The following is a 13947-nucleotide window of genomic DNA, read 5'->3' on the forward strand; positions in this document are numbered from 1 at the left end:
TAAGAGTAATGGTCATGAGTAAGCAGCAGCCTACTTCAAAAAAACCATTGGTGAATCTCCCATTCCCAATGCCAAACACAGCGCAGGATAATGATCAGGCGGTACATAATTCGGTGCGTCCTAAACCTGAGCAATATGCGGATAAGACTTGGCCACCGCCACGTGGTACTCGTCGTTCGATGGGTAAGCGCTAAAAAAAATGCCACAATTACGTGGCATTTTTTATTGATGGGGATTTAAAAGTATTGAAATTAACGAACATGCTTACGCGCTTTGTTGGCAGGTTTTGGCGGCGAGATTTCACGTACGCCATGCCATACATCGCTAAAATCTTGCTCGTTGATATTATACAATTCCAATAAAGCCAAAATCGCTGCACCAAATAGCATTGGGCCTTCTGAATTATTTTGGAACTCGAATACCTTACCATTTAAGTTGTGCAAAATATCCTGAATTTCAAAGACCCGATCACGCCCATTGCTGTCAGTTGGGTACATTTGTGTATTCAATATGATTTTAGCCAAGGCTTTTTCATTATCGCTCAATGCCAAGACTTCAATTAATTCATCGGTGGCAGGGGTAAAAATCACAGAATCACGGTAAATGGTGTGTAGTAATTTTTGCGTTAGTTTAGGCAATGCTTTTTCGACAAAAGGACGAAACGACGCAGGAAAAATCACATTATGGGCAATGCCTTTAAACATAGGGGCAATTTCTTCAACCGTATAACCTGCAATACCACAACCAATTGAAGTTAAAAAATACTTCATTTTAGGATGGTTTTTGGCATAGATTTTAAAGTCATCCACATAGTGCTGAATTTGCGATAGTGGCATTTGTTGTAAATGTTCATTCATGGTTGGAATGGCAAAACTTTGTCCTGCCCAACCGCGCCCGACGCCTTCAACGGCACCAAAAAATTCTTTGGCTGTTCGTGCTGCACCACCTGCATGTTGTCCTGCCATGTTACTGCCAAATACGAAAACAGTATCTTCAGGGAGGCTTTTGATAATTGATTCGTCGTGATATTGGTAAGTCATGAATGTGTGCTTTTATGGTTGTCGTCCTGAAATTTCATGTTGCCTTTGAATAGCCAGTGGGTCAAGTCTTAAAGCAGTTTCCCCGTGCTCAATTTAGTCGTAGCACATCTTCGTTCTAACAGCGTCCAATACAGAATTAAAACCGAGCAATGGCTTTGTAGCTACGCAACATCGCCACAACATATTCGGATGTCCTGAGTGTAGGCAAATCTGCTAAAATATTAGGTCGCATCAAACCTGAGAGCTGCATTTGTGAGTGATAAGCAACCTTTCGATTTAGTCACCAACTATCAACCTGCGGGTGACCAACCACAAGCCATTGAAAAATTGGTTCAAGGGATAGAACAGGGCTATCATGATCAGCTATTACTTGGGGTTACAGGCTCAGGTAAGACTTATACCATGGCCAATGTGATTGCCAGAACACAGCGTCCGACCATTGTCATGGCACATAACAAAACGCTGGCAGCGCAGTTGTATGGTGAGTTTAAAGCGTTCTTTCCGAACAACGCAGTCGAATATTTTGTCAGTTATTATGACTATTATCAGCCTGAAGCCTATGTACCATCTTCCGATACTTTTATTGAAAAAGATGCGGCTATTAATGATCATATTGACCAAATGCGACTCTCGGCCACACGTGCTTTGCTAGAGCGTCGTGATGCCATTATTGTCGCATCGGTATCTGCAATTTACGGTTTGGGTGACCCCAATGCTTATATGAGCATGTTGCTGCATGTGGTGCAAGGTGATCGGGTGAATCGTGATGATTTGATCCGTCGTTTGGTGGAAATGCAATATAGCCGTAATGAGCTAGAGTTTTTGCGCGGTACTTACCGTATTCGTGGTGAAATTTTAGATATTTTCCCTGCTGAATCTGATCAGCATGCTATTCGCATAGAATTATTTGATGATGAAGTCGATTCGATTCGTTGGTTTGATCCATTAACAGGCAAATTGGTGCGTAAAGTGCCGCGCGTGACTATTTATCCTAAAAGTCACTATGTTACGCCTAAGGATAATTTGGAACGTGCGATTGGTACCATTAAAGAAGAACTAAAAGAGCGTTTGGTGTTTTTTCGCGAACATGACAAATTGCTAGAAGCGCAGCGCATAGAACAACGTACCCGCTATGATTTAGAAATGATGCAGCAATTGGGCTATACCAACGGCATCGAAAACTATTCACGACATTTGTCTGGACGACCTGCAGGCGAAGCACCGCCCACTTTGTTTGATTATGTACCTGATGATGCCTTGCTGATTATTGATGAATCGCACGTGACCGTTCCGCAAATTGGCGCGATGTATAAAGGTGACCGATCACGTAAAGAAAACTTGGTGAATTATGGTTTCCGTTTACCTAGTGCGTTAGACAACCGTCCAATGAAATTTGAAGAATGGGAGCGCATCGTCCCATCCACAATTTATGTGAGCGCTACACCTGCACAATATGAGTTGGAAAAATCGCAACAAATTGTAGAGCAAGTGGTGCGTCCAACAGGATTGATTGACCCAGAAATTGAAATTCGTCCTGTGTTAACGCAGGTGGATGATGTGCTGTCTGAAATCAATTTGCGTAAAGAATTGAATGAGCGGGTGTTGGTCACCACTTTAACCAAACGCATGGCTGAAGATTTGACCTCGTATTTAAAAGAATACGGCATTCAAGTGGCTTATTTACACTCTGATATTGATACCGTAGAACGCGTCAAAATTATTCACGAATTACGTACAGGCGTGCATGATGTCTTGGTTGGCATTAACCTGTTACGAGAAGGTTTAGACATGCCTGAAGTGTCTTTAGTGGCAATTTTAGATGCCGACAAAGAAGGCTTTTTACGTTCAGAACGTTCGTTGATTCAAACCATTGGACGTGCAGCACGTAACTTGAAAGGTAAAGCAATTTTATATGCAGATCGCATTACCGATTCAATGCAAAAGGCGATAGATGAAACAGAGCGTCGTCGTGCCAAACAAATTGAATTTAATGAATTGCACGGCATTACTCCACGTAGTGCAGTGCGTCAGGTGATTAAAGAAATCGACACAGGTGAAGTGCTGAACGATGAGCAAATTGATGAAAAAATCAATGCACAAAGCCGTGCTTTAAGTGACGATGAACAGCACATTTTGGCTGATCCTAAACTGTATGCCAAACATATTGCCAAACTTGAAAAAGAGATGTTGAAAGCATCTAAAGAACTGCAATTTGAACAAGCGGCTCGTTTACGTGATGAAATTTTGCGTTTAAAAGCGCAAATGTTGCAATCTGGCTAAATTGGGGCGAATTGCACTGTCAGTGTAAGTGCGAGTTTGCATACTAAACTTGCTATGTAAAATTTGAGTTGCAAAAATTACATATCCATACAGTAAATTGAAATGCTTGCGGTTATTTTTGAAGAAGATAAACAAAATTGACTGAACATTAGAGTTTAGAGTTTAGAGGTTGGGACAATGGCTAAAAAACTTCCGTTTGCAGGTGCGCGACTTGCCAAAATTGCCCTTGGTGGTGTGGTGCTGATTGGTTTGGGTGCTGCGACTATGGCATATTCCAAAACCAATGAACCGATGAAAACGGTAGAAAAAGTCGAATTAGATAAATATTTAGGCGTTTGGTATGAGGTTGCAAGAAAGCCTTTATATTTCCAAAACAAATGCGGTTCAAATGTAACAGCAGCATATACATTGAATGAAAATGGCAATGTGCAGGTGGATAACCGTTGTATTGCAAAAGATGGCAAACAAATGCGTGCTTTGGGCGAAGCTTTTGTACAAAATGCGCCTTTTAACAGCAAACTCAAAGTTAGCTTTTTACCTGAAGTCATTCGTTGGTTGCCTGTAGGGCGTGGTGATTATTGGGTGTTAAAGCTAGATGATGACTATCAAACTGCCTTGGTGGGTGAACCACGCCGTAAATATTTATGGGTACTTTCACGTACGCCGCATCCTGATCAGGCTGTCGTGACTGAATATCTGAACTATGCCAAATCACTCGGTTATGACTTAAGTGATGTGATTTATACCAGACATACGCAAACTAAAAAGTCAGACTAAGTTGCAGCAGCTCCAGAGCTACTTATAGATATAAGCAGACAAACGTATGCAGACCAATTGACCACGCAAAAGCTGCGTGGTTTTTTATATCCTGTCATTTTAAATTTTGAACATTCGATCAATCTCTAAAACAACGTATATATGAGTATAATGCCGACTGATATAGGGGAGAGTCGGATGTATAAAGGCATTGCACTATCGGTTTTAGCATCGGTCACTTTTGGGGTGCTGTATTTTTATACCCAATTACTCAAACCTTTAGACAGCGAAGAAACTTTTGCGTGGCGTATGTTGGCAACTTTGCCATTCCTAACTTTGTTTATGTGGTGGTCGGGAGATTTAAAACATATTTCCGCGATTTTTCAGCGGCTCAAACAACAACCACAATTCATACTTTGGCTGATTTTTAGTTCTTTTTTATGCACTACGCAATTGTGGTTATTTTTGTGGGGGCCGATTAACGGGCGTGGTTTGCAGGTTTCTTTGGGTTATTTCTTATTGCCTTTGATCATGGTTTTGCTTGGCTGTGTGCTATATAAAGAAAAGTTATCGACTTGGCAGATGGCAGCAGTTGCCTTAGCCGTGCTAGGTGTCAGTCATGAAATCTGGCGCATTGGCACGGTGGCGTGGGAAACCTTATATGTGGCATTTGCCTATCCTTTATATTTCTTTTTACGTCGGGTCTTTCAAACCGATCACTTGGGCGGGTTTTGGTGGGATTTACTGCTAGTTATTCCTGTCGCGGTATATTTAGGCTTTTATTATAGTGACAGTGTAAATGTCATCGCAGCTTTTCCATATTTAATTTGGTCGGTACTTGGATTGGGCTTTTTAAGTGCATTGGGACTTGGCAGTTATATTTTGGCCAGCCGCCATTTGCCTTTTGTGATTTTTGGTTTACTGAGTTATTTAGAACCTGTGCTGTTGGCTTTTGTGTCTATGTTGTTAGGTGAACGAGTTGAAGCAGGGGAATGGCTGACTTATATCCCAATTTGGTTGGCAGTTGCATTATTGGTGGTTGAAGGGTGCTTGCATTTAAGAAAGCAAAAAATGAATCAGCAAGATTTACAGCGGAAAATTCAACAGTCATCTGAATAATAAAAGCCGTCGTTATGGTGAGATATTCAAATTTCCAAGAGGATAATGAGGTTTGGCATCATCCTCCTTTTCGTCTAAAAAATTGAACTTTTGTTGAAAAAACTAAAATCACAAAAATAATTACAACTATTTTATGAATTTATAGTGAATATATAGGAAAATATTCGGGTCAGTACCAGCTTTTGATTCAATCTTGACGACAATTCCATTACAATTATCGGGTTTTGAAATTCATGCCTAGATATACAATTAATTAGAGGACGTATCTGTGAGCAAAGAGACTATCATCGCCCTACACGCAGAGCACCAAGGTCGCTGGAAAAACCGTGAAGAAATCGCGGAACGTATGATTGCTTTACTCGGTCAGTTGTACCGTGAAAAAAATATCATGGTTTCAGTTTTTGGTCGTTCTTTAGTTAACCGTTCTGTGATTCAAATTTTGAAAGCACACCGTCGTACTCGTATGATGGACGTAGAACTTTCAGTTGTTCACACTTTCCCATTGCTTGAAGCTTTGGCTAAAGTAGACAACATCGGTTCAGCAGAAATCGACTTAGGTAAACTTGCTGTTGAATATAAAGAAAAAGGCGGCGATGTAAATGCATTTGTTGCAGACGCTGTGAAATCTTTAGCGGGCAATCCAACAACTGTAGAAAGCAAAGATGTTGTACTTTACGGTTTTGGTCGTATTGGTCGTATCCTTGCGCGTTTAATCATTGGTCAATCTGGTCTTGGCCGTGGCTTAAACCTTAAAGCAATTGTGGTACGTAAATCGTCTGATGGTGATTTAGAAAAACGTGCGTCTTTATTGCGTCGTGACTCTATTCACGGTCCATTTGCAGGCACGATTTCTGTAGATGAAGAAAATGAAGCAATTATCGCAAATGGTAACTTCATTAAAGTGATCTATGCGTCTAACCCATCTGAAGTAGACTATACGGCTTATGGCATCAACAATGCATTGGTGATTGACAACACAGGTAAATGGCGTGATGCAGAAGGTCTTGCACAACACCTTCAATGCCCAGGTGCTGCACGCGTAATTTTAACTGCACCTGGTAAAGGTGACATGAAAAACGTGGTGTACGGTGTTAACCAAGCAGACATTCTTGATGAAGATACCATTATTTCTGCAGCAAGCTGTACAACAAACGCAATTACACCAACTTTAAAAGTGTTGCATGACAAGTACACTGTTGTGAATGGTCACGTTGAAACTGTTCACTCATTCACTAACGACCAAAACTTGATTGATAACTATCACAAGGCAGATCGTCGTGGTCGTGCGGCAACTTTGAACATGGTTATTACTGAAACTGGTGCAGCAAAAGCAGTTGCGAAAGCATTGCCTGCATTGCAAGGTAAATTAACAGGTAACTCTGTACGTGTTCCAACGCCAAACGTATCACTTGCTATCTTGAACTTAACGCTTGAGAAAGAAGTAGATCGTGAAGAAGTGAACGAATATATTCGTCAAATTTCAATTCACTCTAACCTTCAAGGTCAGATTGGTTATACCAACTCGACTGAAGTGGTTTCAAGCGACTTCATTGGTTCACGTACTGCGGGTGTATTTGACGCGCAAGCAACCATTACTTCTGGCAACCGTTTAACTGCTTACGTTTGGTATGACAACGAAGTGGGTTATAGCTGTCAAGTATTACGTATCGCTGAGCAAATGGGCGGCGTAAGCTATCCTAAAGTTCCTGCTGAAACAAATGCATAATTTGTAGATACAGAATTTAAAATCAAAAAGAGCTTCAAATGAAGCTCTTTTTTTTGCATTTATTTCATTCTTAAATATAAGGATGAGTGTTGAAATTTCCACCTAATACGCTATCCTAAACTTACCAAAATAGAGTCTATGCTAAAAAGTAAGTAGATTTGATTTTGCTTTCAAGCTTTCAAAGCCTGAACAATAGAAATAACAGAAGGATACCGTTATGCAATATGCAACCAGTCACTTACTCGGGCAAGTCCTTGCTAAAGATTGTCCATCACGGATTCGTTTAGAACATTTAGCCAATAAATGGTCAATGTTGGTGTTGCATTGTTTAAGCGAAGGTTTGCACCGCTTTAGTGAGCTAAGACAGCGCATTGAAGGGGTGAGTGAAAAAATGCTGGCGCAAACCCTGAAAACTCTTGAGCAAGATGGGTTAATTTTACGTACAGTTTACCCAACGGTGCCGCCTAAAGTGGAGTATCAACTTACGTTTGAAGGTTCACAAATTGCAGAAAAAATTAATCAGTTGATTGGTTATTTAGAAAAGAATATCAATCAGACTTTGTCAGAATAATTATCTTTCTTGCTGTCTAAAATCATAACGATCAATCAATAAAATGCCCACAGCAAAAATTAAAATACACGCGACACAGCCCATCCACCCCCAGTGCTGCCATGCGTAGACCGCCGTCAGAGAACCAAGTGCCGCACCCGAAAAATAAATGGTCATATATACGGCATTAATGCGTGAGCGTGCGGTGGCATCAATTCGATACACCAAGTTCTGATTCAGTACGTGAAATGCAGTGAGGCCAAAATAACTCATCAATACGCCCACTGCATAAGCCATAATATTCTGCTGTGCAAAAAAGAGTGGAATGCAAGAAAACAACATCAAACTGATACAGAGCATTGCGACGAAATTTTCGCGGCCTTTGCCCACCGTTTTACCTGACCAGCTTGAAGAAAAAATGCCTATTACACCCAATAAGCCAAAAAGCCCGATTTGAAAATCACTAAAATGATAAGGTGGATTGGCCAAGACAAAAGTCATGGAAGTGAAAACTAAAGATAAAATGGCAAAGCCTAAAGCACCTGCGCAGGCTCTGCGAATTAAATGTGGCTGGGTGGTGGCCAATTGTATTAGAGAACGATAAATAGCTACCACGGTCAAATTTTTATTGGCAGTTGTAGAAGGTAGCTTTTTCCACATCAGCCCTGCAAACAGTAGGGTGATTATGCCGCTACTTAAATAAACACCTTCCCAAGACCAAAAGGTCGAAACAAAACCAGCAAAGGTGCGCGATAAAATAATACCCATCACCAAACCACTCATCAGTTTGCCTACAATGGCAGCACTCGATTCGGGTGGACTAATGCTTGATGCAAAAGGAATTAAAACCTGTGCGGAAATCGCACCAAATGTGGCACATACCGTAAAGAAATACAGCATGGTTAAATTGCTGCTAAAGGACAGTAAAATTTGTGAGAGTGCTGCAAAGACCATCAAACTCACAATCAATTTTCTTTTATTGAGTAAATCGCCCAAAGGCACAAGTAACATTAATCCTAAACCATAGCCGATTTGTGCAAGTACTACTGCAAAACCTGCTTGGCTGGTGCTGATGCCTAAACTTTTTTCAATTGAATAAATCAGCGGTTGGTTAAAATAAGCAGAGCCTGCACATAAACCACATGCTGTTGCCATCAGTAAACTAAATTGAGGAGATAAAGCAGTTGTTGTGGTTGCAGAGTCAGACATAAATGCAAGTAAAACAAAAAGGGCGGATGCACTATAAGAATTTAACCTAAGAAGGAGAAATAAGAAAAAACGATCACATGATTGTTAAAATAAATCAGTGATTTTGACGTTCCTGATATAAAAAGCCTGAGTTGATACGATTGCATAAATATAATTCGAGAAATTTTCTAAAATATGGCAGAATATACGGCTTTTAAAGTTTTAGAGGATTGGCAAGATGCGCTTTGTTGATGAAGCAGTCATTACCGTAGAGGCTGGCGACGGTGGCAATGGCGTAGCCAGTTTTCGCCGAGAAAAATTCGTACCATTTGGTGGACCAGATGGTGGTGATGGTGGACGTGGCGGCAGTATTTATGTGCAAGCCGACGACAACGCAAGCACCCTTGTAGATTATCGTTATACCCGTAAATTTCGCGCTGAACGTGGTAAAAACGGTTCGGGCGCAAACTGTGCAGGTCGTGGTGGTGAATCTGTCGTTTTGACCGTTCCAGTGGGCACAACCATTGTTGATACAGACTCTGGCGATATTATTGCAGATTTAGTCGAAAGCGGTCAGAAAGTATTGGTCGCTCAAGGCGGTGATGGTGGTTTAGGGAATACTCACTTTAAATCATCTACCAACCGTACACCGCGTAAATTCACGCATGGTACGAAAGGTGAGTTTCGTGAAATCCGTCTGGAGTTGAAAGTCCTTGCCGATGTAGGCTTGCTAGGCATGCCAAACGCGGGTAAATCGACCTTTATTCGTGCCGTGTCTGCGGCAAAACCAAAAGTTGCTGACTATCCATTTACCACCATGGTGCCAAATTTAGGCGTGGTGGATGCAGATCGTCATCGTTCTTTTGTCATGGCAGATATTCCAGGACTAATTGAAGGTGCAGCAGAAGGCGCAGGTTTGGGGATTCGCTTCCTGAAACACTTGGCGCGTACTCGTATTTTACTGCACATTGTGGATGTTCAACCTATTGATGGTTCTGATCCTGCGTACAATGCCAAAGCAATTCTGCAAGAGTTGGAAAAATTCTCTCCAACTTTGGCAAAGTTACCAATCGTGTTGGTGTTGAATAAACTTGATCAACTTCCTGAAGATTCACGTGAAGAATGGTGTAAACACATTCTTGAAGAATTGCAGTGGGATGGTCCTGTGTTCAAAACTTCAGGCTTAATGTCTGAAGGTACACAGCAAGTGGTGTATTACTTGATGGATCAAATTGAGCAACAACGTGAACGCGAAGTTGAAGATCCTGAGTACGCAGCAGAAATGAAAGCATTCCGTGATCAGCTGGAAGCTGAAACACGTGAACAAACCATTGCCGCGAAAGAAGCGTATCGTGAGATGCGCCGTCAGCAACGTCTTGCAGGTATGCTGGGCGATGATGACGAAGACGATGATGGTGAAGATGGCGAAGTAGAAGTGTACTACGTACGCTAAGCGCTACAAAAAGTGACTGAGGACAAGATGATAGAAGTGGTAGATGGGCAACGTCAGCTCAAGGGTTGTAAACGAATCGTTGTTAAAATCGGATCATCTTTACTCACAGCCAATGGGCAAGGTTTAGATTTGGATGCAATCTCGCATTGGGCGGGACAAATTGCAGATCTACACAATGCTGGACACGAAATTATTTTAGTGTCATCGGGAGCTGTGGCTGAAGGTATGGTGCGAATGAAACTTGAGCATCGACCCACCGATCTACCCAGTCTTCAGGCATGCGCTGCCATTGGTCAAATGGGCTTGATTCAAACTTGGTCAAGTGTGCTGGAAAAACACCAGATTCAAACTGCACAAGTCCTATTAACCCATGATGATTTGGCAGATCGTCGTCGTTATTTAAACTCGTGCGATGCATTGCAAAACCTGATTGAATGGCGCGTGATACCAGTCATTAATGAAAATGACACAGTGTCTACTGACGAAATTCGCTTTGGTGATAACGACACTTTGGCTGCGATGGTGGCAGGGCAGGTACATGCAGATTTGTTGATTATTTTGACCGATCAGCAAGGCATGTTTGACTCCGACCCACGTTCTAATCCAAACGCAAAACTGTTCCATACTGTACGTGCTTTGGATGAAAGTCTGTTTGATATGGCGGGTGGTGGCGGCAAGTTTGGGCGCGGTGGCATGCTGACCAAAGTCCGTGCAGCGCGTTTGGCGGCTAAATCGGGTTGTCCAACTTTAATTGCCAGTGGTGAAAGTGACAATGTGCTTGCGCGTTTAATGGCGGGCGAAATGTTGGGTACACTGTTCATTACTGACAATGACCGTATTGCAGCACATCAACAGTGGTTGGCGGCACATTTACAAACGGCAGGACGTTTGGTGATTGATGATGGCGCAGTCAAAGCCATTAAAGAAAATCATCGCAGTTTATTGCCTGTGGGTGTAAAAGCGGTAGAAGGGCATTTTGAACGTGGCGATGTGGTGGAGTGTGTAGATACACAGGGTCATCGTGTCGCTGTGGGACGTGTTAATTTTAGTTCGCGTTCAGCTGACTTGGTCAAAGGCTTGGCTTCTGACAAAGTGCATCAGGTGTTAGGCGAGGCACGTTCGTTGGAGATGATTCACCGCAATCACATGGCGATTTATTGATGATGCTGTAAGTTATCATTCAATTGAAGTTATCAAAAAAAACCGCTTGGAATATCCAAGCGGTTTTTTATTACTTAAGCAATTCATGTCATGCTTCAAGTTTATTTAAACTGAATCGTTCCATTTGCATTGACTGTAATTTTAGATTCACCTGCTGCCATATCTTGATCAGCTACAGCCGTTTCTGCGACTGCAAATTTTGCCATGCTTGCGCGCATAACAGGCTGCGGGAAATAAGAATTGGTGTTTAGGTTCAAGTTTACCAAGTTATAGCCCGATTTATTCCAAGCCTGACTTAACATTTGCGCACGTTGTTGAAAGTTTTTAGATGCTTCGACCATCAACTCATTTTCAACTTTTTTACGTTGTGCATCAGACACGCTAAAATTAATAGATTGGGTCTGAAAGTTTTGTTGTAGCTCGCTCACCAATTGGCTTGCGGCTTTAAAATCGGTACTTTGTACCCGTACCTCTGCACGACCGCGCCATTCTTTTAACTTACGACTGTCATTGTCGTAAATTGGATAGGTGGTTTGTGAGCCCGTTTCAACTTTCACTTGTGGATACTTACGTGCAGTTGCAATGGCTTGGTTCATTAACTGGTTAATTTGTGATGCAAGTTCAGCAGGCTGTTTGTGACTTTTTTCAATATATAACACAGCGTGCATTTGATCATTTGAAACTTCGCGTGTAGCTTCGGCTTGAACATTGACGATATTGTAATTTAAAGATTCATTTTGTTGGGCAAAAGCAGTGCTTGCAGCACCAACAGCCAACAGGGTAGCAGCGAGAGAAAGTAAGCGCATATTTTGACCTATTATTCAGGGGATCAGGATTTATGAAAAGCGTTTGAATTGATTTAAATAGTAACTTTGCTTTGTGAGGATTTTTAGTTGAATTTGTGGTGGCTTTGTAAAATATGCGTTAAAAATTGCAGCAAAAAAGCATTTATAAAATTCAATAAAAATAATGATCTATACTATTTTGAAAATAAATGCTGCATGACTTGAGAGATTGTGCAAAAAAACGTATAAAGGAAGTGGAAAGAGTTAAATTTTCTTTCCTTTGTCACAATGTAAGATGATAATTCAATCGAATCATCTGCAAGATATGTTTTTTCGATGAAATTAGGCAATATTTGGGTTAAACCTGTTTATTTTCTAGAAAAATTAGGTATTATCCCGCTTCCTAGTCTTGAAGAACAAAACTCTATCTCGCTAGATCAAAAAAGCACCGAGTCAAAGGACCGCAAGTCACCAGACTTATTTCTTTCAACCCATATCAGAGATGGTAATTCGATATGAGCGTTACTTCTGTAAACCCTGCCAACCATTCCACAAACGAATACTACTTGACTCGCCAAAGTCAGATGGAATCGAATGTGCGTAGTTATCCTCGTAAATTACCGTTAGCGATAGCGAAAGCACTGGGTTGTTGGGTTACCGATGTTGAAGGTACTGAGTACCTAGATTGTTTGGCTGGGGCAGGAACCTTGGCATTGGGCCATAACCATCCTGCGGTGGTTCAAAGCATCCAAGACACTTTAGCGAGTGGTTTGCCATTACATACCCTAGATTTAACGACACCTTTGAAAGATGCTTTTACTGAAGCGTTACTTTCACACATGCCTGGTGGTCAAGAAGAATACTGCTTGCAGTTCTGTGGTCCTACAGGTGCAGATGGCACAGAAGCGGCAATCAAACTTGCAAAAACCTATACAGGTCGTAGCTCAGTCATCAGCTTCTCAGGTGGCTATCATGGTATGACTCATGGTTCATTGGCGATGACAGGTAACTTGTCTGCAAAAAACGCAGTCAATGGTTTAATGCCTGGTGTTCAATTTATGCCATATCCGCATGAATACCGCTGCCCACTTGGTATTGGCGGTGAAGCGGGTGTAGATGCTTTAACGTATTATTTTGAAAACTTCATTGAAGATGTAGAAAGCGGTGTAACTAAGCCTGCAGCTGTGATTCTTGAAGCAATTCAAGGTGAAGGCGGTGTAGTAACTGCACCAATTAAATGGTTGAAAAAAATCCGCGAAGTGACTGAAAAGCACAACATCGTTTTAATTTTAGACGAAGTTCAAGCGGGCTTTGCACGTTCAGGCAAAATGTTTGCATTTGAACATGCAGGTATTGAGCCAGACGTGATTGTAATGTCTAAAGCTGTTGGTGGTGGTTTGCCATTGGCTGTACTTGCAATTAAACGTAAGTTTGACGCATGGCAGCCTGCAGGTCACACGGGTACTTTCCGTGGTAACCAATTGGCAATGGGTACTGGTCTTGTGGTGCTTAAAACCATTAAAGAACAAAACCTTGCACAAAATGCGCAAGAGCGTGGTGAGTTCTTACAAGCTGAATTGAAAAAATTAGCTGTTGAATTCCCATGTATTGGTAACGTGCGTGGTCGCGGTTTAATGATTGGTATCGAAATTGTAGATGAACGCCAAGAAAAAGACCGTTTAGGTGCTTATCCAGCAGACTCTCAATTGGCTGCTGCTGTTCAAGCTGCATGTTTTGACAACAAATTGTTGCTTGAGAAAGGTGGTCGTGGTGGTACGGTAATCCGTTTACTTTGTCCACTCATCATTACTCAAGAAGAATGTGTAGAAGTCATCGCTCGCTTCAAGAAAGCAGTTGCTGAAGCGTTAGTCGCAGTTCGAGGCGCATAA

At 41.7% G+C, this 13947-nt stretch carries 12 protein-coding genes; 9 read left to right on the forward strand and 3 right to left on the reverse strand.

What is annotated here, in order from left to right; all coding sequences use genetic code 11:
• Positions 1–14 precede the first annotated feature (14 nt).
• Positions 15–194 carry a hypothetical protein gene (locus tag FTV28_RS01805; RefSeq protein WP_004971707.1) on the forward strand — a complete coding sequence of 60 codons (180 nt, stop codon included), beginning with the start codon at positions 15–17 and terminating at the stop codon, positions 192–194.
• 57 nt (positions 195–251) lie between these two features.
• Here FTV28_RS01805 and FTV28_RS01810 read toward each other — a convergent pair whose 3' ends face one another.
• Positions 252–1040 (reverse strand): hypothetical protein, encoded by a 789-nt coding sequence (locus tag FTV28_RS01810; RefSeq protein WP_004971705.1) that lies wholly within the window; start codon positions 1038–1040, stop codon positions 252–254.
• 252 nt (positions 1041–1292) lie between these two features.
• Between FTV28_RS01810 and uvrB the strand changes: the two genes are divergently transcribed.
• The 5 genes from uvrB (at position 1293) to FTV28_RS01835 (ending at position 7492) form a co-directional block, all read left to right on the forward strand.
• Positions 1293–3320, forward strand: a complete 2028-nt coding sequence (gene uvrB / locus FTV28_RS01815; RefSeq protein WP_104851763.1) for an excinuclease ABC subunit UvrB — start codon at positions 1293–1295, stop codon at positions 3318–3320.
• 177 nt (positions 3321–3497) lie between these two features.
• On the forward strand, positions 3498–4097 hold the full coding sequence (locus tag FTV28_RS01820) for a lipocalin family protein (protein ID WP_004971700.1): 600 nt from the start codon (positions 3498–3500) through the stop codon (positions 4095–4097).
• A 177-nt stretch (positions 4098–4274) separates the two neighbouring features.
• A complete protein-coding gene (rarD, locus tag FTV28_RS01825) occupies positions 4275–5195 on the forward strand; it encodes an EamA family transporter RarD (protein WP_004971698.1) in 921 nt (306 codons plus the stop codon).
• Between the two features lie 268 nt (positions 5196–5463).
• On the forward strand, positions 5464–6921 hold the full coding sequence (locus FTV28_RS01830; RefSeq protein ID WP_004971695.1) for a glyceraldehyde-3-phosphate dehydrogenase: 1458 nt from the start codon (positions 5464–5466) through the stop codon (positions 6919–6921).
• Positions 6922–7138: 217 nt separating this feature from the next.
• Positions 7139–7492, forward strand: coding sequence for a helix-turn-helix domain-containing protein (locus tag FTV28_RS01835; RefSeq protein ID WP_179989307.1), 354 nt, complete (start codon positions 7139–7141; stop codon positions 7490–7492).
• Here the strand turns inward: FTV28_RS01835 and FTV28_RS01840 are convergent, their stop codons facing one another.
• Positions 7493–8680, reverse strand: a complete 1188-nt coding sequence (locus FTV28_RS01840; RefSeq protein ID WP_179989308.1) for an MFS transporter — start codon at positions 8678–8680, stop codon at positions 7493–7495.
• 217 nt (positions 8681–8897) lie between these two features.
• Here FTV28_RS01840 and cgtA point away from each other — a divergent pair, with 217 nt between their 5' ends.
• Both cgtA and proB read left to right on the forward strand, forming a co-directional pair.
• Positions 8898–10112, forward strand: coding sequence for an Obg family GTPase CgtA (gene cgtA, locus FTV28_RS01845; RefSeq protein WP_179989309.1), 1215 nt, complete (start codon positions 8898–8900; stop codon positions 10110–10112).
• 27 nt (positions 10113–10139) lie between these two features.
• Positions 10140–11273 carry a glutamate 5-kinase gene (proB, locus tag FTV28_RS01850; protein ID WP_096901091.1) on the forward strand — a complete coding sequence of 378 codons (1134 nt, stop codon included), beginning with the start codon at positions 10140–10142 and terminating at the stop codon, positions 11271–11273.
• 101 nt (positions 11274–11374) lie between these two features.
• On the opposite strand, the gene FTV28_RS01855 is transcribed toward proB, so the two are convergent.
• A complete protein-coding gene (locus FTV28_RS01855) occupies positions 11375–12079 on the reverse strand; it encodes an SIMPL domain-containing protein (RefSeq protein ID WP_179989310.1) in 705 nt (234 codons plus the stop codon).
• 494 nt (positions 12080–12573) lie between these two features.
• On the opposite strand from FTV28_RS01855, the gene FTV28_RS01860 reads away from it, so the two are divergent.
• Complete coding sequence (locus FTV28_RS01860; RefSeq protein ID WP_004971681.1) at positions 12574–13947, forward strand: diaminobutyrate--2-oxoglutarate transaminase; 1374 nt, start codon at positions 12574–12576, stop codon at positions 13945–13947.

Origin of the sequence: Acinetobacter sp. YH12252 (assembly GCF_013417365.1) — a bacterium.
GTDB lineage: Bacteria > Pseudomonadota > Gammaproteobacteria > Pseudomonadales > Moraxellaceae > Acinetobacter > Acinetobacter towneri.

What these genes read in the sequence shown, in the direction of transcription:
- FTV28_RS01805 (WP_004971707.1), top strand. Translation starts at nt 15, where the DNA reads ATGAGTAAGCAGCAGCCTACTTCAAAAAAACCATTGGTGAATCTCCCA.
- FTV28_RS01810 (WP_004971705.1), bottom strand. Translation starts at nt 1,040, where the DNA reads ATGACTTACCAATATCACGACGAATCAATTATCAAAAGCCTCCCTGAA.
- FTV28_RS01820 (WP_004971700.1), top strand. Translation starts at nt 3,498, where the DNA reads ATGGCTAAAAAACTTCCGTTTGCAGGTGCGCGACTTGCCAAAATTGCC.
- rarD (WP_004971698.1), top strand. Translation starts at nt 4,275, where the DNA reads ATGTATAAAGGCATTGCACTATCGGTTTTAGCATCGGTCACTTTTGGG.
- FTV28_RS01835 (WP_179989307.1), top strand. Translation starts at nt 7,139, where the DNA reads ATGCAATATGCAACCAGTCACTTACTCGGGCAAGTCCTTGCTAAAGAT.
- FTV28_RS01840 (WP_179989308.1), bottom strand. Translation starts at nt 8,680, where the DNA reads ATGTCTGACTCTGCAACCACAACAACTGCTTTATCTCCTCAATTTAGT.
- cgtA (WP_179989309.1), top strand. Translation starts at nt 8,898, where the DNA reads ATGCGCTTTGTTGATGAAGCAGTCATTACCGTAGAGGCTGGCGACGGT.
- proB (WP_096901091.1), top strand. Translation starts at nt 10,140, where the DNA reads ATGATAGAAGTGGTAGATGGGCAACGTCAGCTCAAGGGTTGTAAACGA.
- FTV28_RS01855 (WP_179989310.1), bottom strand. Translation starts at nt 12,079, where the DNA reads ATGCGCTTACTTTCTCTCGCTGCTACCCTGTTGGCTGTTGGTGCTGCA.
- FTV28_RS01860 (WP_004971681.1), top strand. Translation starts at nt 12,574, where the DNA reads ATGAGCGTTACTTCTGTAAACCCTGCCAACCATTCCACAAACGAATAC.